General features: G+C 63.9%; 16 protein-coding genes. 9 read left to right on the plus strand and 7 right to left on the minus strand.

Annotated features, from left to right (window positions below; translation table 11 throughout):
* Positions 1-129 precede the first annotated feature (129 nt).
* The 5 genes from dsbC to LOY37_RS05600 all read left to right on the plus strand — a co-directional run bounded on the left by dsbC (position 130) and on the right by LOY37_RS05600 (position 8,748).
* Positions 130-858, plus strand: a complete 729-nt coding sequence (gene dsbC, locus LOY37_RS05580; RefSeq protein WP_045193700.1) for a bifunctional protein-disulfide isomerase/oxidoreductase DsbC — start codon at positions 130-132, stop codon at positions 856-858.
* 79 nt (positions 859-937) lie between these two features.
* Entirely contained in the window at positions 938-2,242 is a 1,305-nt protein-coding gene (locus LOY37_RS05585) for a homoserine dehydrogenase (protein WP_093386830.1), read from the plus strand.
* A gap of 105 nt (positions 2,243-2,347) precedes the next feature.
* Complete coding sequence (gene thrC / locus LOY37_RS05590; RefSeq protein WP_258716444.1) at positions 2,348-3,757, plus strand: threonine synthase; 1,410 nt, start codon at positions 2,348-2,350, stop codon at positions 3,755-3,757.
* An 89-nt stretch (positions 3,758-3,846) separates the two neighbouring features.
* On the plus strand, positions 3,847-7,443 hold the full coding sequence (locus tag LOY37_RS05595) for a transporter substrate-binding domain-containing protein (protein ID WP_408980691.1): 3,597 nt from the start codon (positions 3,847-3,849) through the stop codon (positions 7,441-7,443).
* An 84-nt stretch (positions 7,444-7,527) separates the two neighbouring features.
* Entirely contained in the window at positions 7,528-8,748 is a 1,221-nt protein-coding gene (locus tag LOY37_RS05600) for an EAL domain-containing protein (RefSeq protein WP_258716445.1), read from the plus strand.
* 7 nt (positions 8,749-8,755) lie between these two features.
* Here the strand turns inward: LOY37_RS05600 and LOY37_RS05605 are convergent, their stop codons facing one another.
* Entirely contained in the window at positions 8,756-9,418 is a 663-nt protein-coding gene (locus LOY37_RS05605; protein WP_045193697.1) for a response regulator transcription factor, read from the minus strand.
* Between the two features lie 138 nt (positions 9,419-9,556).
* On the opposite strand from LOY37_RS05605, the gene LOY37_RS05610 reads away from it, so the two are divergent.
* On the plus strand, positions 9,557-9,853 hold the full coding sequence (locus tag LOY37_RS05610) for a DUF3509 domain-containing protein (RefSeq protein ID WP_408980558.1): 297 nt from the start codon (positions 9,557-9,559) through the stop codon (positions 9,851-9,853).
* 159 nt (positions 9,854-10,012) lie between these two features.
* Here the strand turns inward: LOY37_RS05610 and LOY37_RS05615 are convergent, their stop codons facing one another.
* Positions 10,013-10,900 (minus strand): TIGR02285 family protein, encoded by an 888-nt coding sequence (locus LOY37_RS05615; protein ID WP_093386805.1) that lies wholly within the window; start codon positions 10,898-10,900, stop codon positions 10,013-10,015.
* Between the two features lie 44 nt (positions 10,901-10,944).
* Positions 10,945-12,144, minus strand: a complete 1,200-nt coding sequence (locus LOY37_RS05620) for a CaiB/BaiF CoA-transferase family protein (RefSeq protein WP_258716446.1) — start codon at positions 12,142-12,144, stop codon at positions 10,945-10,947.
* Positions 12,145-12,274: 130 nt separating this feature from the next.
* On the opposite strand from LOY37_RS05620, the gene LOY37_RS05625 reads away from it, so the two are divergent.
* From LOY37_RS05625 to LOY37_RS05635, 3 genes are all read left to right on the plus strand, one after another.
* A complete protein-coding gene (locus LOY37_RS05625; RefSeq protein WP_045193694.1) occupies positions 12,275-12,814 on the plus strand; it encodes a YaeQ family protein in 540 nt (179 codons plus the stop codon).
* A gap of 54 nt (positions 12,815-12,868) precedes the next feature.
* On the plus strand, positions 12,869-14,578 hold the full coding sequence (recJ, locus tag LOY37_RS05630; RefSeq protein ID WP_258716447.1) for a single-stranded-DNA-specific exonuclease RecJ: 1,710 nt from the start codon (positions 12,869-12,871) through the stop codon (positions 14,576-14,578).
* Positions 14,579-14,695: 117 nt separating this feature from the next.
* Positions 14,696-15,802, plus strand: coding sequence for an NADH:flavin oxidoreductase/NADH oxidase (locus LOY37_RS05635; RefSeq protein WP_195885800.1), 1,107 nt, complete (start codon positions 14,696-14,698; stop codon positions 15,800-15,802).
* A gap of 85 nt (positions 15,803-15,887) precedes the next feature.
* On the opposite strand, the gene LOY37_RS05640 is transcribed toward LOY37_RS05635, so the two are convergent.
* From LOY37_RS05640 to LOY37_RS05655, 4 genes are all read right to left on the minus strand, one after another.
* Positions 15,888-16,220: a type II toxin-antitoxin system HicB family antitoxin gene (locus LOY37_RS05640; RefSeq protein ID WP_093386790.1), complete on the minus strand. Its 333-nt coding sequence runs from the start codon at positions 16,218-16,220 to the stop codon at positions 15,888-15,890.
* Complete coding sequence (locus LOY37_RS05645; protein WP_093386785.1) at positions 16,217-16,471, minus strand: type II toxin-antitoxin system HicA family toxin; 255 nt, start codon at positions 16,469-16,471, stop codon at positions 16,217-16,219. The genes LOY37_RS05640 and LOY37_RS05645 overlap by 4 nt, the downstream gene beginning before the upstream one ends.
* 85 nt (positions 16,472-16,556) lie before the next feature.
* The gene (locus LOY37_RS05650) at positions 16,557-18,419 is read right to left on the minus strand and encodes an FAD/NAD(P)-binding protein (RefSeq protein ID WP_258716448.1); all 1,863 of its coding nucleotides are present in this window, start codon (positions 18,417-18,419) and stop codon (positions 16,557-16,559) included.
* Between the two features lie 13 nt (positions 18,420-18,432).
* Positions 18,433-19,857 carry a gamma-aminobutyraldehyde dehydrogenase gene (locus LOY37_RS05655; RefSeq protein WP_258716449.1) on the minus strand — a complete coding sequence of 475 codons (1,425 nt, stop codon included), beginning with the start codon at positions 19,855-19,857 and terminating at the stop codon, positions 18,433-18,435.
* Between the last annotated feature and the right edge of the window lies 1 nt (position 19,858).

Consider the following 19,858-nt stretch of genomic DNA (forward strand, 5'->3'; position numbering starts at 1 on the left):
CATCGCCCGCAGTCGGTCTGTGCTGGCATCTGTGGTAGGCTTGTGCGGTTTGCATCAAGGGCCGTGTAATCGCCGTGGTTTAAGCACGAGCGTCCAGCTTCCGGCCCCCGTCCGCCCTCAGGAGTTCCCATGCGCGTGACCCAGATTTTCGCCGCCGCCGCCCTGGCGCTGGTCAGCACCTTTGCCGCTGCCGCCGACAACGCCGAGCAGGCGATCCGCAAGACCCTGCAGTCCCTGGAACTGGGCGTGCCGGTCGATAGCGTTGCCAGCAGCCCGCTCAACGGCCTGTATGAAGTCAAGCTTGAAGGCGGCCGCGTGCTGTACGCCAGCGCGGATGGCCAGTTCGTCATGCAGGGCTACCTGTTCCAGATCCAGGACGGCAAGCCGGTCAACCTGACCGAGAAGACCGAACGGCAGGCCATCGCCAAGACCATCAATGCCATTCCAGCGGCCGAGATGGTGGTTTATCCTGCCAAGGGCGAAACCAAGTCGCACATCACCGTGTTTACCGACACCACCTGCCCGTACTGCCACAAGCTGCACGCCGAAGTGCCTGAGCTCAACCGTCGCGGTATCGAAGTGCGCTACGTCGCCTTCCCGCGTCAGGGCCTGGGTTCGCCGGGTGACGAGCAGTTGCAGGCGGTCTGGTGCTCGAGCGACCGCAAGGCGGCGCTGGACAAGATGATCGACGGCAAGGAAATCAAGGCCGCCAAGTGCGCCAACCCGGTCGGCAAGCAGTTCGCCCTGGGCCAGTCGATCGGCGTCAACGGCACGCCGGCCATCGTCCTGGAAAACGGCCAGGTGATTCCGGGCTACCAGCCGGCGCCGCAAGTGGCCAAGCTGGCCCTGGCCAAGTAATTCAATCGCAAGCCGTTGCCTTGGGGTGACGGCAGTTTCACGATCGGCTGCCAGCCGGTCGTTTCATGGGGAGTTCACAGTGAAACCGGTCAAAGTAGGCATCTGTGGGTTGGGGACCGTCGGTGGCGGTACCTTCAATGTACTTCAGCGTAACGCCGAGGAGATCGCCCGCCGTGCCGGGCGTGGTATTGAAGTGGCACAGATTGCCATGCGTTCGCCAAACCCGAATTGCCAGATTACCGGTACCCCCATTACCGCTGATGTGTTCGAGGTCGCAACGAACCCGGAAATCGACATTGTCATCGAGCTGATCGGCGGCTACACCATTGCCCGCGAGCTGGTGCTCAAGGCCATCGACAACGGCAAGCACGTGGTCACCGCCAACAAGGCGCTGATTGCCGTGCACGGCAACGAGATCTTCGCCAAGGCCCGTGAGAAGGGCGTTATCGTCGCCTTCGAAGCGGCTGTGGCCGGTGGCATCCCGGTGATCAAGGCGATCCGTGAAGGCCTGTCGGCCAACCGCATCAACTGGGTGGCCGGGATCATCAACGGTACCGGCAACTTCATCCTCACCGAAATGCGTGAAAAAGGCCGTGCGTTCCCCGACGTGCTGGCCGAAGCCCAGGCCCTGGGTTACGCCGAAGCCGACCCGACCTTCGACGTCGAAGGCATCGATGCCGCGCACAAGCTGACCATCCTGGCGTCCATCGCCTTTGGTATCCCGCTGCAGTTCGACAAGGCCTACACCGAAGGCATCACTCAGCTGACCACCGCTGACGTCAACTACGCCGAAGCGCTGGGTTATCGCATCAAGCACCTGGGCGTGGCCCGCAGCACTGCCAACGGTATCGAGCTGCGTGTGCACCCGACGCTGATCCCGGCCGACCGCCTGATCGCCAACGTCAACGGCGTGATGAACGCCGTGATGGTCAACGGTGATGCTGCCGGTTCGACCCTGTTCTACGGTGCTGGCGCCGGCATGGAGCCTACCGCTTCGTCGGTGATTGCCGACCTGGTCGATGTGGTTCGCGCCATGACTTCTGATCCGGAGAACCGCGTACCGCACCTGGCCTTCCAGCCTGACTCGCTGTCGGCCCACCCGATCCTGCCGATCGAAGCCTGCGAAAGCGCCTACTACCTGCGCATCCAGGCCAAGGATCACCCGGGCGTGCTGGCCCAGGTGGCGAGCATCCTTTCCGAGCGCGGCATCAATATCGAATCGATCATGCAGAAGGAAGTCGAGGAACAGGACGGCCTGGTGCCCATGATCCTGCTCACTCATCGAGTGATCGAGCAACGCATGAACGACGCCATCACCGCCCTGGAAGCCTTGCAGGATGTGGTCGGCAACGTCGTGCGTATCCGCGTCGAACAACTCAACTGACAACTGCGGCAAGCGGCAAGCTGCAAGCGGCAAGATCACAGCGGGACTGCGGTGATTTGCAGCTTGAAGCTTGAAGCTTGAAGCTCAAACCGAAGGTTTGCAAAAATGCGCTACATCAGTACCCGCGGCCAGGCACCGGCCCTGAACTTTGAAGACGTGCTGCTGGCCGGTCTTGCCAGCGACGGCGGCCTGTACGTGCCGGAAAACCTGCCGCGTTTCACCCAGGAAGAAATCGCTTCCTGGACCGGCCTGCCCTACCACGAGCTGGCCTTCCGGGTGATGCGCCCGTTCGTCACCGGCAGCATCGCCGATGCCGATTTCAAGAAGATTCTCGAAGAAACCTACGGCGAGTTCGCCCATGCCGCGGTTGCACCGCTGCGTCAGCTGAACAGCAACGAATGGGTGCTGGAGCTGTTCCATGGCCCAACCCTGGCGTTCAAGGACTTCGCCCTGCAACTGCTCGGCCGCCTGCTTGATCATGTGCTGGCCAAGCGTGGCGAGCGCGTCGTGATCATCGGCGCCACCAGTGGTGATACCGGTTCCGCCGCCATCGAAGGCTGCCGCCGTTGCGACAACGTCGATATCTTCATCCTCCACCCGCACCAGCGCGTGTCGGAAGTTCAGCGCCGGCAGATGACCACCATCTTCGGCGAGAACATCCACAACATCGCCATCGAAGGCAACTTCGACGACTGCCAGGAAATGGTCAAGGCCAGTTTCGCTGACCAGGGCTTCCTCAAGGGCACCCGCCTGGTGGCAGTGAACTCGATCAACTGGGCGCGGATCATGGCCCAGATCGTTTACTACTTCCATGCAGCCCTGCAGTTGGGCGGCCCGGCGCGTTCGGTGGCGTTCTCGGTTCCGACCGGCAACTTCGGCGATATCTTCGCCGGCTACCTGGCGCGCAACATGGGCCTGCCGATCAGCCAGCTGATCGTCGCCACCAACCGCAACGACATCCTGCACCGCTTCATGAGCGGCAACCAGTACGTCAAGGAAACCTTGCACGCAACCCTGTCGCCGTCCATGGACATCATGGTTTCGTCGAACTTCGAACGCCTGCTGTTCGACCTGCACGGTCGCAATGGCGCGGCTATCGCCGGGCTGATGGACAACTTCAAGCAGGGCGGCGGTTTCAGCGTCGAACAGGATCGCTGGACCGAAGCGCGCAAGCTGTTCGATTCGTTGGCGGTCGATGATGCGCAAACCTGCGAAACCATCGCCGAGGTCTTTGCCCAGACCGGTGAGGTGCTCGACCCGCACACCGCGATCGGCGTCAAGGCCGCACGCGAGTGCCGCCGCAGCCTGGACACGCCGATGGTGGTGCTGGGCACTGCGCACCCGGTCAAGTTCCCGGAAGCGGTGGAGAAGGCCGGTGTCGGCAAGGCTCTGGAACTGCCGGCGCACCTGACTGACCTGTTCGCCCGCGAAGAGAAGTGCACGGTACTGGCCAATGACCTGAAAGCCGTTCAGGCCTTCGTCAGCCAGCACGGTAATCGCGGCAAACCGCTCTGATCGACTGATCGGCACAACAAAGCCCGTCTCTGACGGGCTTTTTTATTTCTACACTGGCAATGGTTTGCAGCAACGGATCAAGGGTATCAATGAGCACCGGACATCGACGCACAACAGGGCTGTTGCTGGCCTGCCTGTTCTGGCTGGGTATCGGGCCCTGGGCCCAGGCCGCCCAGAGCCTGCCCTTTACCCTGGTACCGCCGTTCACCGAGCTTGGGCCGATGCCATTGACCGCGGCCCAGCAACAATGGCTGGGCCCGGCGCGGGTGTTGCGGGTCGGTATCTCGTTTGCCGACTACGAGCCGGTGGACATCACCATCGACCGCAACCGCTACCAGGGCATCAGCGCCGACTACCTGAGCCTGGTTGCCGAACGCCTGGGGGTGAAAACCCAGGTGCTGGCCTTCGCCAAGCGCGAGGAGGCGATCGAGGCCTTGCGCCATGGCGACATCGATGTCCTGACCAGCGCCAACGGCTTTGAACGCAGCGTGGCGGGCCTGGCGTTCTCCGACGATTACATTCCGGACCGCTCCATGGTCGTGGTGCGTGGCGGCGCGCCGGTGCCGCCAAAGTCGCTGGCGGGGAAGAAAGTGGTCCTGCTCGACGGTTATGCCGACACCCGGGTCATGCACCAGGTTTATCCCGACAGTCAGGTGCTGCTGGCGCCCAACCTCAGCAGTGCCCTGGAGGCGCTCAACCAGGGTGAAGTGGATGCGTTTGTCGGCAACGAGATCATCATCCGCGCCTTCAATGCCCTGCGTCCGTACCTGGGCCTGCAGGTGGTCGGCCCCAGCGCCTTGCCGCCGATTGGCTTCGCCTTTGCCGTGCGTGCCGAAGACCGGCTGCTGCAGGAGATGTTCAACCAGGCGCTGGCCAGCATCGAGGAGTCGGTGCGCCGCGAAATTCTTGGCCGCTGGACCTCCGGCCTGGGCTCGGACGTGGCTCATCACCGGGTCGAGCTGAGCGTCGCCGAGCGCCGCTGGATCGCCAGCCATCCGCGGGTGACCGTGGTTGGCAGCCAGTATCCGCCTTACCTGTTCCGCACTCGCCAGGGCGCCTGGGTGGGGCTTAACAGCGATGTGCTGGCGACCATTGCGCAGATGACGGGCCTGCAGTTTGACTATGCGCCGTCCGAATCGATTGCCCAGAGCCTGGAGCTGCTCAGGAGCGGGCAGGCCGACATGAGCACAACCCTCAGTGAAACCGCGGAGCGCCGCGAGTTTCTCGGGTTCACTCATTCCATTGGCGGGCAGAGCTGGGTGTTCATCGTTCGTGCGCCGCAACTGGGCCTGGCGTCGCTGGACGAACTGGCCGGGCAGACCCTGGCACTGCCGGCGCAGCATGCGCTGGAGAGCACCCTTCGCGAGGATCACCCGGGTATTCGCCTGTTGTTGGTGGACTCGCTGGAGCAAGCCCGGGAAAAGGTCCGCAACGGCGAAGCCCTGGCCACCATCGACAGCGAAATCGGCGCCTACAGCGTGATCGGCAACGACCCGGTGCTCAAGGTCGGGCGTGGAGTCGAGGGCAAGTGGGCACCGGACCGGTTCTCGGTACGGCGCAGCGCTCCGGAGCTGGAAAGCATCCTCAACAAGGCCCTGGAAGCCTTCCCGGTCGCCGAGTTGCGTGCCGTGCGCATGAAGTGGCTGGGCGCGCTGGCGCCGCCAGCGCCGGCCTGGCAGCGGATTGCGCCGTGGATCTACTGGACCGTGGCGGCGGCGGTACTGTTCGGGCTGGTGTCGCTGGTCTGGAGCAGTCGCTTGCGCGCGCAGATCAACCAGCGGCAGAAGGCCGAGCAAGCCCTCAACGACCAGTTGGCGTTCAAGCGTGCACTGCTCGACGGAATCCCCAACCCGATCTACGTGCGCGACCTGGAGGGGCGGCTGATCACCTGCAACAAAAGCTACGAACAGGCCTTCTCGATGCGCCTGGAAGATGTCAAGGGCCGGCGGCTGACAGACATCGATGTCATTCCCGAGGAGCTGGCCAGGCAACTGCATGCCGATTACCTGAGCCTGCTCGAAGATCCGCAACCGGTGTTCGCGGACCGCTGTATCGAGTTTGAGGGCCAGCGCACCGATGCCTACCAGTGGACCGTGCCGTTCTACAGTGCCGACGGGCAGCTGCAAGGCCTGCTGGGGGGCTGGATCGACATCACCGAGCGCAAGCAACTGGAGGTGGCGCTGGTCGAAGCCCGGCAGCAGGCCGAGCAGGCCAACCAGGCCAAAAGTACCTTTCTGGCGACCATGAGCCACGAGATTCGCACGCCCATGGCGGTGATCATCGGCCTGCTCGAACTTGAGCGGGAAACCACCCTGGACCGCGGCGAGCAGCCGTCCCGGCGGCTGGAAACCGCCCATCAATCAGCCCGTGAGCTGATTGCGCTGATCGGTGACAGCCTCGACCTTGCCCGGATCGAGGCCGGCAGCCTGCAGCTCGAACCCCAGGCCCGGGCACTGGCGCCATTTCTCAAGGCTATCGTCGAGCAGTTCCAGGCCCAGGCCCTGGCTCAGGGCCTGGACTTGCGCCTGCAACTGGCCAGCGAAGCAGAGGGGGTGTACTGGTTCGACCCGCTGCGCTTGCGCCAGGTGCTGACCAACCTGCTGGGCAATGCCCTGAAATTCACCCACCTGGGCCTGGTAGAGCTGCAGGTCAGCCGCACGGGCTGCGACAGTTTGCAGGGCGTTGGCTTACGCTTGTGTGTGCGTGACACCGGCATCGGTATCAGCAAGCAACAGCAGAGCGCGCTGTTCCAGCCCTTCGCTCAGGCAGGCGCGGGTGCCGAATATGGCGGCTCGGGCCTGGGCCTGAGCATTTGCCGGCAGTTGGTCGAGTTGATGGGCGGCAACATTGCCCTGCGTAGCGTGCCGGGCAAAGGTACCGAGGTCAGTGTCGAGCTGACCCTCGAAGCGCTGGCTACCGAGCCTGTAGCGCCAGCGCCGACGCGTGGGCTGGCGGGCGGGCCGGCGCGGCGGATTCTGGTGGTTGATGACCTTTCGGCCAGCCGCTTAGTGCTCAGCCAGCAACTGGAATTCCTTGGCCATGAGGTACTGGCTGTGGAGAACGGCCAGAGTGCTTTGCAGGCCTGGCAGGACGGCGATTTCGACCTGGTGCTCAGCGATTGCAACATGCCGGTGATGAACGGTTATGCGCTGGCCCGTGGCATCCGCCGCCTGGAACGCGACAGCCAGCGCCCAGCGATCGCCATCGTTGGCTGCACCGCCAACGCTATGAAAGAGGAGCGCGCCCGCTGCCTGGAGGCCGGCATGGATGAATGTCTGGTCAAGCCGGTTGCGCTGGCCCAGCTTGTCGCGGTGATCGACAGGCTGGCCGCGCGGCCCAGCTTCAGGATGGATACCCTGCAGAAGATGACCCAGGCCAACAATGCGGTACTGCGGCGCATGCTTGAGGAGTTGCGCAAAAACCTGCGGGAAGAGTCCGCTTTGCTCGCCTCTGCCGTCCAGACCCAAGGCTGGGAAGCCATTGGCGTGGCATTGCACCGCCTCAAGGGCGTCGCCTGCCTGATTGATGCGCTGCCCCTGGCGCAGGCGTGCGCGCAACTGGAAAAGGCCAGCCAGGTGCGCTCGACGCAGGCTGCCGACCCGGGATGGGCAGCATTGCAGGCGGCAATCGACCAGTTGAATCAGGACATTGAACAAGAGCTGTGGAAAATGTCACCTCAACTTTAGGACATGTCCTATGGGCGTCCTAGGTCAATTTTCCTAGAGTTGCACAGTGCTGTCGTTCAGATCGGCTACTGCGGGGAAATTTTCATGCGCTCACTTAAGGTTCTGATTCTCGAGGATCATCCTTTCCAACTGATGGCCTTGCATCAGATGCTCAATGCCAATGGCGTCTTCGATGTGCTGACGGCGGAGTCGGTCGACGGCGCACGGCAGACGCTGTCCCGGCGCGGGCGGGTCGATATCGCCATCTGCGACCTGCACATGGACGGCCAGGACGGCCTGGAGCTGATCCGTCACCTGGCTGACAGCGGCCTGGCGGCGGCCTTGATTATCCTCAGCAGCGCCGAACGTGGTGTGCTCGATAGCGTTGCCGACCTGGCGCGACAGTTGGGCTTGCGGGTGCTCGGCAGTCTGCAGAAGCCGGCTTGCAGCGTGTCGCTGCACAAGTTGCTGCGCCGCTACCTCGACGAGCCCGGCGATTCGCCCCAGGCGCTCGCCGCACCGGCCCATGCCGAGCTGTTGGCCATGTCGCCCGCCGAGTTGGCGCAGAGCCAGGCGCAGTGGCAGGCCCATTACCAGCCCAAGGTGGGTTTCGACGGTGCCCTGGTCGGGGTGGAGGCGTTAGTACGTTGGCAACACCCAAGCCTTGGCTTGCTTAGCCCGGCGCAGTTCTTCCCCTTGATTGAAGGCGCCGGGTTGCTGGAGGCACTCAGCTGGCACGTACTCGACCAGGCCCTGGCATTCAGTGCCCAGGCCAGGCTCGCCAGTGGCCAGCCATTACCCGTGGCGGTCAACATCGCCCCGCTGATGCTCACCCGCGATGATTTCGCCGCGCAGGTCGTCGCGGCCCTCAAGCGCCATGACGTGCCGGCCAGCGCCCTGACCCTGGAGGTCATCGAAACCCACAGCTGCCAGCTCGACAGCAACCAGCTCGAAGGGCTGTTGCACCTGCGCATCCAGGGCTGCCAACTGTCGATCGATGATTTCGGCATGGGCGTGTCCAATCTGCAGCGCCTGCTCGAACTGCCATTCAGCGAGTTGAAACTGCCCAGCGAGTTTGTCCGGGGCATGGCCGATGATGGCCGCAAGGCCGCCGTGGTGGCGGGGGCGCTGATCATGGCCCGGCGCATGGACCTGAACGTGGTGGTCGAGGGCGTCGAGACGGTGGATGACCTGATGGCGATCAAGGCCCTGGGCAGCCCGATCATGCAGGGCTATTTCATTGCCCGGCCGATGGCGGGGCAGGACCTGCGCCGGTGGATGCTCGAGCGTGAGCCGGCCGAGGCCAGGCTGCGGCGCAGGGCGTGAACAGCCTTCAGCCCAGGCCGTGCTCCTGCAAATAGAGGTACAGCGCGGCGTCATTGGCCAGGCCCAGCTTGCGCATGGCACTGACCTTCTGGCTGCTCACTGTCTGCTTGCTGCGGTTGAGCAGGGTGGCGATCTGGCCGACCGTGTGGCCGCCGGCGAGCAGGCGGGCGACTTCCAGCTCGCGCGGCGACAACGCCGTCTGGTCGCGAGCCAGGTCTTCACGCACGGCACCGTCCTGCAACAGCAACTGCTGCACCGAATCGGCCAGGTAAATCTTGCCGCTGCGCAGGCGGGCGATGGCCTGGGGCAATTCGTCGGCCAGGCTGGCCTTGCTCAGCAGGCCATTGACGCCCAGGGCCAGCATGGCCCGGAACAGCCCGGCATTGTTGAGCATGGTCACCACCAGCAGCGGCAACTGCGGATGGTGCCGGCGCAGTTGTTCGAGCAGCTTCAAGCCATCGTTCTGCTGCTCCAGCGGCATCATGAAGTCGGTCACCAGCACGTCGCATTCCAGGCTTTGCAGCAGGGTCGTGAGCTCCAGCGGGCCGCCGGCTTCGCCCACTACGCGAATGCCCGGAAGCTGCTCGAGCACGGCGCGCAGGCCGATACGAAAGATCGGGTGGTCATCGGCCAGGATGATGCGCAGTTCACTGGGGGCAGGGGCTGTCACAGGCAGGCTCCGCTCAGCGTGCTGGATTTCAATCTGTCATTTTTGCCGGGCATGCTGGGTAAAGGAAATCGCACTGAGAGAACTTTTCCGGCTGCCTCAGGGTCAGTGAAAGACCCCTTCTCGACAGGTAGGTGAACAATGAATGAGATGGAATGTATCAGATTGTTGCTTGGTCAAGCATTGGCACCGTACCGGGTCAGGCTGGTGCGCCTGAGCACCGGCTGTGATTTCGACCTGCGCCTGACCGACGAAGCCAACCGCAGTGTGCTGCGGCGTACGGTCAAGCCCAGCCAGTTGCAGGACCAGCGCCTGCTGGTCGACCTTGTCGATGGCTTGCAGCGTGACCTGCTGATTGTAGAGGGCCGCCTGCAGCCTTGCGTCATCGCGGCGCAGCGCCATCTGCAGCAAGGCCGCTCGATCAGCGCCGGGGTGTGACGGAACCTTTGCCGGGCAAGGCAATCAGACCTGACAAGGACAGCTGATCGGGATTTTGCTCCGATGTCGTGAAGCTGTCGTGCGAAGCCCTATGGGCTTTTGTTTAGCCCCGGGCGGCCTCCCCACCGTTCGGGGTTTCTTTTTGCCTGCGATCGGGCCTCAGGGGTGCTCGCCAAACAGGTGCAGGCTGTCGTGCAGGTACTGTTCGCGCATTTGCGGCGCCAGCCACTGGGCGTACAGGTCGGGCAAGGTGTCGTTGCGCAGCGGCAGTAGCAGTTTGTTGATATGGCTGATGGCTTCGCGCCCCAGCGGCGTGTCGGAGCAGCCGACCCGCAGCAACTGGTACTGCTCGACTCCCTGGATCGGGTAGAAGGCATAGTCGTCGCTGGGCCAGCCTTGCTGTTGCAGCAGGTAGCGCACTTCCGGCCAGTAGCCGAGCACCAGTTGCAGGCGGTCATGCTGCTGCATTTGCAGCAGGCTGGTCACTGCGTCATTGCCGTAGTGGCGGCTGAGGGTAGTGTCGGGCAGGGTCTTGAGCAGTTCATCAACCGCCGGGCTGTAGCTGCGCTGGGCGACCACACCCAGCTTGAGCGCGGTACTGCCGAGCAGCGTCTGCAGGTCGACCTGCTGGTTGTGCAGGTAGGGGTCAAGCAGGTGCTGGTCCTTGCGCCGGACCACCAGGCCGCTGCTGAGCACGCCCAGGCTGGGGATCGAGAAATGCACATAGCGCGCTCGCTCCGGGGTCCACAGCAGGGTCGGGTCGCAGGTGAAGGTGGGCGCCTGGAGCATCTGGATGCCGCGGGCGCGGTTGACCCGGACGATGCTGTGATCGTATTCGGGCATCTGTTCGATCAGCAGCGGCAGCAAGCGGTCGATCACCCCCTGGCCCTTGCCGGTGCCTTCGAAAATGGTCAGCGGCGGCAAGTCGCGCAACAACCAGAACAAACGCTCCTTGGCCGAGGCCGGAGCGGGCAGGCCCAGGCAAAGCAACAGACCTAGCAACAGCGGCAATCCACGACGCATGCTCGCTTGCCAGTGATGGGTCATGTCCAGGTCTCCACCGTTGCCACGCAACTTGAGTAGTGCCGTGTTCAGACTGCGCCTTGCGTGCGTAGCCGGGCAATCGCTGCTGTGTCATAACCCAGCCCGGCCAGTACCTGCTCGGTGTGGGCTCCAAGCTCCGGCCCGACCCATTCGCTGGAGCCGGGGGTGTCCGAGAGCTTGGGGACGATCCCCGGCATCTTGAACGGCGTGCCATCGGGCAGCTTGGCCTGGAGGAACATCTCGCGGGCGAGAAATTGCGGGTCGCTGAACATATCTTCGGCACTGTAGATGCGGCTGGCCGGTACCTGGGCCTCATTGAGCACCTGCATCAGCGCATCCAGTGGCAAGGTCCGCGCCCAGCGGTCGATCACCCCGTACAACTCATCGCGGCGCAGGTCGCGGCCGTCATTGCTGGCGAGCGCCGGATCGTCGGCCAGGTCATCGCGGCCGATGGCCTGCATGAATCGCTTGAAGATCGCATCGCCATTGGCGCCGATCTGCACGTGCTTGCCATCGGCGCTGGTGTGGATGGAGGAGGGGGTGATGCCGGGCATGATGTTGCCGGTACGCTCGCGGATAAAGCCGAACACGTCGAACTCCGGCACCATGCTTTCCATCATGGCGAAGATCGCTTCGTACAGGGCCACGTCTACCACCTGGCCCTGGCCGCCGTTGACTTCGCGATGACGCAGGGCCATCAACGCCCCGATCACGCCCCACAAGGCCGCAATCGAGTCACCGATGGAGATGCCGGTACGCACCGGCGGGCGGTCCTCGAAACCGGTGATGTAGCGCAGCCCGCCCATGGATTCGCCGACGGCGCCGAACCCCGGCTGGTCTTTCATCGGCCCGGTCTGGCCGAAGCCGGACAGGCGCACCATCACCAGCTTCGGGTTGAGAGCGTGCAGCACGTCCCAGCCCAGGCCGAGTTTTTCCAGCACCCCGGGACGGAAGTTCTCGATCAGGATGTCGGCCTCGGCCAGCAGCTTCTTGAGAATATCCAGCCCTTCGGCATGCTTGAGGTTGAGCGTGAGCGACTGCTTGTTGCGGGCCTGGACGAACCACCACAGCGACGTGCCTTCGTACAGCTTGCGCCACTTGCGCAGCGGGTCGCCGCCATCGGGCGACTCGACCTTGATTACCTCGGCGCCGAATTCGGCGCAGATGCGCGAAGCGAACGGGCCGGCAATCAGGGTGCCGAGTTCGATGACTTTGAGGCCGGCGAGAGGTTTGCTGGGCGTAGGCATGAGGCGTCCGTGGCAGCGGGTCAGGGCCCCCGTTTTTATCATAGCTGGGCGCGCCCAGATACTGCTGCGGCGCAAGGAACATGCGGATCGGTTAGACTGGGCGACTTTCCTTGCCGCAAGAAGCCCGTCCATGGCCCAGCCATCCACCACCTACAAGTTTGAACTGAACCTCACCGACCTTGACCGCGGTGTGTACGAAAGCGTCAAGCAGACCATCGCCCGTCACCCGTCGGAAACCGAAGAGCGCATGGCCGTGCGTCTGCTGGCCTACGCCCTGTGGTACAACGAGCAACTGTCTTTTGGCCGAGGTCTGTCGGACGTGGACGAAGCGGCGGTGTGGGAAAAAAGCCTGGACGACCGCATCCTGCACTGGATCGAAGTCGGCCAGCCCGATGCCGATCGTCTGACCTGGTGCTCGCGTCGCACCGAGCGCACCAGCCTGCTGGCCTATGGCAGCCTGCGCGTGTGGGAAACCAAGGTGCTGCCGGCGGTCAAGAACCTGAAAAACCTCAACATCGCCGCCGTGCCCCAGGAAGTACTGGAAACCCTGGCCAAGGACATGCCGCGGGCGATCAAGTGGGACGTGATGATCAGCGAAGGCACGGTGTTCGTCACCGACGATCGCGGCCAGCACGAAGTCCAGCTGCAATGGCTGATGGGCGAGCGCTGATCGCGCGTCCTTTCAAGCCGAACATCCCTGATTGACGAGAAGCCCCAACGCCCCATGCGTATCGATCCCCGCCCGTTGCCGTCCACGTTGCCCTTTCTCGGCGACCTGCCACCCTTGCTGACCCGCCTGTATGCCGCCCGTGGCGTGCAATCGGCAGCCGAGCTGGATAAGAGCCTGGCGCGCCTGCTGCCTTACCAGCAGCTCAAGGGCATCGAGGCGGCAGTCGACCTGCTGGTGACGGCACTGGCAGAACGCCAGCGCATCCTCATCGTCGGCGACTTCGATGCCGACGGCGCCACCGCCAGCACCGTTGGCCTGCTCGGCCTGCGTCTGCTGGGTGCTGCCCATGTTGATTACCTGGTGCCCAACCGCTTCGAGTACGGCTATGGCCTGACTCCGGAGATTGTCGAAGTGGCCTTGCAGCGCCAGCCGCAATTGCTGATCACCGTCGACAACGGCATTTCCAGCGTCGAAGGCGTGGCCGCCGCCAAAGCTGCGGGATTGAAGGTCCTGGTGACCGATCACCACCTGCCTGGCCATGAGCTGCCGGCGGCCGACGCCATCGTCAACCCCAACCAGCCGGGCTGCGAGTTCCCCAGCAAGGCGCTGGCCGGGGTCGGGGTGATTTTCTATGTGCTGATGGCCTTGCGCGCGCGGTTGCGCAGCCTCGGTCACTACGACAACGCGCCGCAACCGAACATTGGCGAGCTGCTTGATCTGGTGGCCCTGGGCAGCGTCGCTGACGTGGTGCCGCTGGATGCCAACAACCGCATCCTGGTGCACCAGGGCCTGGAACGCATCCGTGCCGGACGGGCGCGGCCGGGGCTCAAGGCCATTCTTGAAGTGGCCCGCCGCGATCATGCGCGTATCACCTCCACCGACCTTGGCTTTATTCTCGGCCCACGGCTCAATGCGGCCGGGCGCCTGGACGACATGAGCCTGGGCATCGAGTGCCTGCTCAGTGACGATGCCAACCAGGCTCGGGAAATGGCCGGCCAGCTCGACGAACTGAACCAGGACCGCAAATCCATCGAGCAGGGCATGCAGCGCGAAGCCCTGGCCCAGCTCAAGGACCTGCCGCTGGAATCGATGCCGTTCGGCCTGTGCCTGTTCGAGCCGGACTGGCACCAGGGCGTGATCGGCATCCTTGCCTCGCGCCTGAAAGAGCGTTACCACCGCCCGACCATCGCCTTTGCCGATGCCGGCGACGGCATGCTCAAGGGCTCGGCGCGCTCGGTGCCGGGCTTTCATATTCGCGATGCGCTGGATGCCGTGGCGGCGCGCCATCCGCAGTTGATCAGCAAGTTCGGCGGCCACGCCATGGCCGCCGGCCTGTCGCTGCCGGCTGATAACTTTCCGGACTTTGCCCAGGCCTTCGACGAAGAAACCCGTCGCCAGCTGCGTGAAGAAGACCTCACCGGCCGTTTGTTGTCGGACGGCACCCTGGCGGTCGAGGAGTTCCACCTGGAGCTGGCCCGGGCTTTGCGCAACGCCGGGCCGTGGGGCCAGCACTTCCCCGAGCCGCTGTTCCACGGGGTGTTCCAACTGGTCGAGCAACGGGTCGTCGGTGAGCGGCACCTGAAGGTGGTGCTCAAGAGCGAATGCGGTTCGCTCAAGCTCGATGGCATCGCCTTTGGCGTCGACCGTGAAGTCTGGCCCAACCCCACCGTGCGCTGGGTCGAGCTGGCCTACAAGCTCGACGTCAACGAGTTCCGCGGCCAGGAAAGCGTGCAACTGATGATCGCGCATATCGAGCCGCGCTGATCTCACGGGGCAAAGTGGTCTAGGCTTCGAATGATGGGTCGAAGAACCTGCGGGGAAGATTCTGTAGTCGGCCGGTCAACTACCTGGAGCCTTACCACTTGATTTGAGAGGTGCCCCATGAGCCTGCTGCTTGAGCCGTATACCCTGCGCCAGCTGATCCTGCCCAACCGCATTGCCGTCTCACCCATGTGCCAGTATTCCAGTGTCGACGGCCTGGCCAATGACTGGCACCTGGTGCACCTGGGCAGCCGCGCGGTGGGCGGTGCCGGGCTGATTTTCACCGAAGCTACTGCCGTGACCGCCGACGGGCGCATTACCGCGCAAGACCTGGGCTTGTGGGACGACGCGCAGATCCCGGGGCTGCAACGCATCACCCGTTTCATCACCGCCCAGGGCGCGGTGCCCGGCATCCAGCTGGCCCATGCCGGGCGCAAGGCCAGCACCCATCGGCCGTGGCTGGGCAAGCATGGCAGCGTCAAGGTCGACGATGGCGGCTGGGTGCCAGTGGGGCCCTCGAAAATTGCCTTCGACCCGGAGCACACCGCACCCAGCGAACTGAACGAAGCGCAGATCGGCGAGATCATCCAGGCCTTTGTCGCCGCTGCCCGGCGCGCCCTTGAGGCCGGTTTCAAGGTGGTCGAAGTGCATGCCGCCCATGGCTACCTGTTGCACCAGTTCCTGTCGCCATTGAGCAACCAGCGCCGCGACCAGTACGGCAGCTGCTTTGAAAATCGCATTCGCCTGACCCTGCAAGTGACCGAAGCGGTGCGCGAGGTGTGGCCGGCCGAGTTGCCGGTGTTCGTGCGGCTATCGGCCACCGATTGGGTCGAGGATGGCTGGAACCCGGATGAGACCGTGGAGCTGGCCAAGCGCCTGCGCAAACTGGGCGTGGACCTGATCGACGTGTCCTCTGGCGGCACCTCGGTAAAAGCCGAGATCCCGACCGGGCCGGGCTATCAGACTCAGTTCGCGGCCAAAGTGCGGGAAGAGGCGGGGATCGCCACCGGGACGGTGGGCATGATCACCGACCCGATGCAGGCTGAAACCATCTTGCGTACCGCGCAGGCCGATATCATCTTCCTCGCCCGCGAATTGCTGCGCGACCCGTACTGGCCGCTGCATGCCGACGACGACCTGGGCGGCAACAAGGCGGTGTGGCCGGCGCAGTATCAACGGGCTACCAGTCGCGAGCAGCCGATACATGAGTCTGATTTACGCGATTGACTGAATGGCGAGCGCTTCGCGCTCGATCGCAGGCAAGCCAGCTCCCACAGGTTCGGCGTACATAAACCCTCTGTGGGAGCGGGCCTTAGGCATGTGCGGCCTGGCTCAACACATCGCTGACCCACTGGTTGATGCTCTTGTCTGCCAACTCAGCTTTTTGCGCGACGCTGGCATGCAGCGTCGGCTCAAGGCGCAAGCTCAATTTCCCCGAGTAAGCTTTCTGTGGCTCACGTCCCAGGCGCGCGCAGGTATCAAGGTAGTCATCCACGGCTTCTTCGAAGGCGCTGCGCAACTGCGGGACCGATTGCGCGTGAAAGCCGATCACATCGCGTATGCCGGCGACATGGCCGATCAGCAATTGGTCTTCATCGCTGTATTCAATACGGGCGGCGTAGCCCTTGTAGTTCATGACATTCATGGGGTCACTCCTGCCTGTTCCAGAAAGTACCGCGCATCGCGGATCTGATAAGGCTTGGCATCTTTATCCGGATGAGGGCGATGGAACGTCGCGATCACACCATTGAGTTCAAAGCGCACGCGTGAACCTCTGCCTTCGATTACCCGGGCTCCCGCACCGACCAACAAAGATTCGATGCGAGCCCATTCCAGATTGCCGGGTATCGGTTTGCTGAAGATTGACTTCAGCGTACTGCGCTGATGATTATTCATGGTATCAGATTATGATACCGTCTGCGATGCAGCAATGGGATGTCCGTAGGGCGAAGCCTTTATGGATGAAGGAGGTTTCCTGGATTTAGCCCAGTTCCCCCACCGCACTCCACGCCTCATCAATCGCCGCATGGGCATAGGCGCTCCAGGCCGCGTCCGAGTTGGCGATGCTGACCTTGCCCACGGGCTGGCGCGCCAGCTCCATCCACTGCTCGATCTGCGCCGGGTCGTCGTAGAGGGTATTGGTGGAGCAGGCATAACCATGGGGCCAGCGGTTGACCGTGATCGCCAGGATGTCCTTGTTGTGGTCAAAGCCACCAGGACCCAGCATGCGTTGCAACTGCTCGCGCAGCTGGCTTTCCAGTACCTCGAATGAGGTGCCGTACAGGCGCCCGCGTCCGGCACGGGCCTGGTCGCGGCTGTTCATGCCGCTGTCGGGGCTGGTCGGGACTAACACCATGTGCAGGCCGATGGGCTGCGCCGGGTCGCGTGGATGCTCGTAGCCGCCGAGGCTCACCGGGTAGTCGAGCTTGATCCGGCTGTAGGGCTGGGTGGCGGCGTAGATTTCGTGCACGCCAAGCTTCTGGAACGCTTGCCAGTTGCGCACGATGACCTTGGTGTACACCAGCGGGAACTTGACGTTCTGGCTCAGGGCGTGGGCCTGTTCGGCCGACAGGTCGCGCAGCAGGTAGGGGATCATCATGTTGTAGCAGGCCAGGACGCAGTGCTTGGCGCGCACCTTGGCCAGTTGCCCGGCGCGGCTGTAGCCGACATCGACTCCACCCGCGACGTTGCGCACGCTCACCGCCGTGCTGTTCAGGCGCAGGCGCAGCGGTTGCCCGGCGCGGTCGAGCTGGCTGTAGTCGAAATTGGCGAGGACGATGTCTTCCATGCTCTGGCCCGGCGCCACCGATGGCACCAGGCTGCGCACCAGCAGGCGTGCCAGCGAGGCGTTGCCGTCGGGGAAGTGGTAGATGTAGGGCTCTTCCATCTCCGCCTTGGCTTCCTCGCTGAGCGGCGCCAGGTTCATCGCGGCAAAGCCCGGGAAGCCGACAGAGTAGGCGTCGGCAGCGGCGACGGCATCGATGCCCACGGCCATGAAGTCGTTGGTGCGGCCCTGGAAGTACTTGACCGCCCTGGCCGACAGGCCGACGTCCTTGAGCAGGAAGTCGCGGTAGCTGGTGCGCTCCAGATAGGCCGTCTTGTCCTCCAGCGACTTGCCGGCCAGGTAGTCGCGCGGCGCCTGGTGCAGGTCGATCAGCGCCTTGCGGTCGCTTGCGGGCAAGGGGAAGTCATTGATGAAATCAGCAATCGGGCGGGCGTTGAGCTGGCTCGGGGCGATGTCGTCGGCGACCATCGGCGTCGGGTCGCCAGTGACCAGCTTGTCTTCGCCGAAGGTTTCCTGGTCGAAGAACACCGCGCGCGACAGGCCCAGGTCGGGGTAGAAGCTGCGGTCAAAGGCGGTCTCGAAACGCTTGATATCGACGCCAAGCTTTTGCAGCAGGCCGTTGACCTCCTTGCTGTACAGATGGTTGGGCGACTGCAAGGCTTCACTGCCGCCATAGCCAAGGATCATCCGCCCACCGGCGCTGAACTCGTTGCGCTTGGCGTGGCCGCCGAAATCGTCATGGTTCTCGAGGATCAGGATCTTCGCGGCGGGATGTTTCTCGCGATAGAAGAACGCCGCCGCCAGGCCGCTGATGCCGCCGCCGACCACCACCAGGTCGTATTCCTCGCTGATCGGCAGGGCGTCGGTGGCGAAGGCCTTTTTCTCCCAGCCCATCTGGTGCGCAACTTCGAAGGCGCCGACATGGCTGCCACGCAAACCGGTCAAGGCCGGTGGGTAATAGCGCCCGCTGGGGGCCGCCTGAAGCAGTTGCAGCGGGGTCAGGCCCGCTGCGACGCCGATGGCGACTCCGTTGATGAAGTCGCGTCGGGTGATTTCCATGGGTGTCCTTACCTTAATGTTTGAACATCACATGTCGGACGCAGGTGTAGTCCTCCAGCCCGTACATGGACATATCCTTGCCATAGCCAGACAGTTTCTGACCGCCATGGGGCATTTCGCTGACCAGCATAAAGTGCGTGTTGACCCAGGTACAGCCGTACTGCAGGCGCGCCGAAACGCGGTGGGCACGGCCGACGTCGGCGGTCCACAGCGACGACGCCAGGCCGTAGTCGGAATCGTTGGCCCAGGCCAGGGCCTGCGCTTCATCGTCGAAACGGGTCACCGAGACCACCGGCCCGAACACCTCGCGGCGGACGATCTCGTCATCCTGCTGGGCATCGGCCAGCACCGTAGGTTCGAAAAAGAAACCGTCACCGGCCACCGCCTTGCCACCGGTGACCAGGCGAATATGCGGCTGGGCAACCGCCCGTTCGACCATGGCCGCCACCCGGTCGCGGTGCTGGGCGGTGATCAGCGGGCCGAGCTCGGTGTCCGGGTCGTTCTGCAGGCCATGCTTGATGCTGGCCACGGCCTTGCCGAGCTTTTCGACGAATTGCTCGTAGATCCCGCTCTGGGCATAGATGCGGCAGGCGGCGGTGCAGTCCTGGCCGGCATTGTAGAAGCCGAAGGTGCGGATGCCGTCGACCGCGGCGTCGATATCGGCATCATCAAAAATGATCACCGGGGCCTTGCCGCCCAGTTCCATGTGCATGCGCTTCACGCTGTCGGCGGTGCTGGCGATGATGTTGGCGCCGGTTGGGATCGAGCCGGTCAGCGACACCATGCGCACTTTCGGGTGGGTCACCAGCGGCGTGCCGACGCTCGGCCCGCGGCCGAAAAGAATGTTCAGCACGCCGGCCGGCAACAGCTCGCTGGCAAGTTCTGCCAGGCGCAGCGCTGTCAGCGGCGTTTGCTCCGACGGCTTGAGCACCACGGTGTTGCCGGCGGCCAGCGCCGGGGCGATCTTCCAGGCAACCATCATCAGCGGGTAGTTCCACGGCGCGATCGAGGCGACCACGCCCAGCGGGTCGCGACGGGTCATCGAGGTATGCCCCGGCAGGTATTCACCGGCAGCCGAGCCGCCCAGACAGCGGCTGGCACCGGCAAAAAAGCGGAACACATCGGCGATCGCCGGGATCTCGTCATTGAGCGCGGCGGCGTAGGGCTTGCCGCAGTTGTCCGACTCCAGGCGGGCCAGCTCTTCGCCGTGGGCCTCGATGGCGTCGGCAAGTTTGAGCAGCAACAGCGAACGCTCTTTGGGCGTGGTCTGCGACCAGCTGTCGAAGGCACGGTCGGCGGCGCGCACGGCAGCATCGACCTGGGCCTCGCTGGCCTCGTTGACTTCCACCAGCACGCTGCCCAGCGCCGGGTTGAGCACCGCGTAGCCTGCGCCTTCGCCGTCCACCAGTTGGCCGTTGATCAACAGTCGGGTTTGCATG

Source organism: Pseudomonas sp. B21-012, assembly GCF_024749305.1.
Classification (GTDB): domain Bacteria; phylum Pseudomonadota; class Gammaproteobacteria; order Pseudomonadales; family Pseudomonadaceae; genus Aquipseudomonas.

Excerpts from the sequence above, each read along its gene's own strand:
- recJ (WP_258716447.1), top strand. The coding sequence starts at position 12,869 with ATGCGTATCGATCCCCGCCCGTTGCCGTCCACGTTGCCCTTTCTCGGC.
- LOY37_RS05595 (WP_408980691.1), top strand. The coding sequence starts at position 3,847 with ATGAGCACCGGACATCGACGCACAACAGGGCTGTTGCTGGCCTGCCTG.
- LOY37_RS05650 (WP_258716448.1), bottom strand. The coding sequence starts at position 18,419 with ATGGAAATCACCCGACGCGACTTCATCAACGGAGTCGCCATCGGCGTC.
- LOY37_RS05625 (WP_045193694.1), top strand. The coding sequence starts at position 12,275 with ATGGCCCAGCCATCCACCACCTACAAGTTTGAACTGAACCTCACCGAC.
- LOY37_RS05645 (WP_093386785.1), bottom strand. The coding sequence starts at position 16,471 with ATGAATAATCATCAGCGCAGTACGCTGAAGTCAATCTTCAGCAAACCG.
- LOY37_RS05600 (WP_258716445.1), top strand. The coding sequence starts at position 7,528 with ATGCGCTCACTTAAGGTTCTGATTCTCGAGGATCATCCTTTCCAACTG.
- LOY37_RS05655 (WP_258716449.1), bottom strand. The coding sequence starts at position 19,857 with ATGCAAACCCGACTGTTGATCAACGGCCAACTGGTGGACGGCGAAGGC.
- thrC (WP_258716444.1), top strand. The coding sequence starts at position 2,348 with ATGCGCTACATCAGTACCCGCGGCCAGGCACCGGCCCTGAACTTTGAA.
- dsbC (WP_045193700.1), top strand. The coding sequence starts at position 130 with ATGCGCGTGACCCAGATTTTCGCCGCCGCCGCCCTGGCGCTGGTCAGC.
- LOY37_RS05635 (WP_195885800.1), top strand. The coding sequence starts at position 14,696 with ATGAGCCTGCTGCTTGAGCCGTATACCCTGCGCCAGCTGATCCTGCCC.
- LOY37_RS05620 (WP_258716446.1), bottom strand. The coding sequence starts at position 12,144 with ATGCCTACGCCCAGCAAACCTCTCGCCGGCCTCAAAGTCATCGAACTC.
- LOY37_RS05640 (WP_093386790.1), bottom strand. The coding sequence starts at position 16,220 with ATGAATGTCATGAACTACAAGGGCTACGCCGCCCGTATTGAATACAGC.
- LOY37_RS05610 (WP_408980558.1), top strand. The coding sequence starts at position 9,557 with ATGAATGAGATGGAATGTATCAGATTGTTGCTTGGTCAAGCATTGGCA.
- LOY37_RS05615 (WP_093386805.1), bottom strand. The coding sequence starts at position 10,900 with ATGACCCATCACTGGCAAGCGAGCATGCGTCGTGGATTGCCGCTGTTG.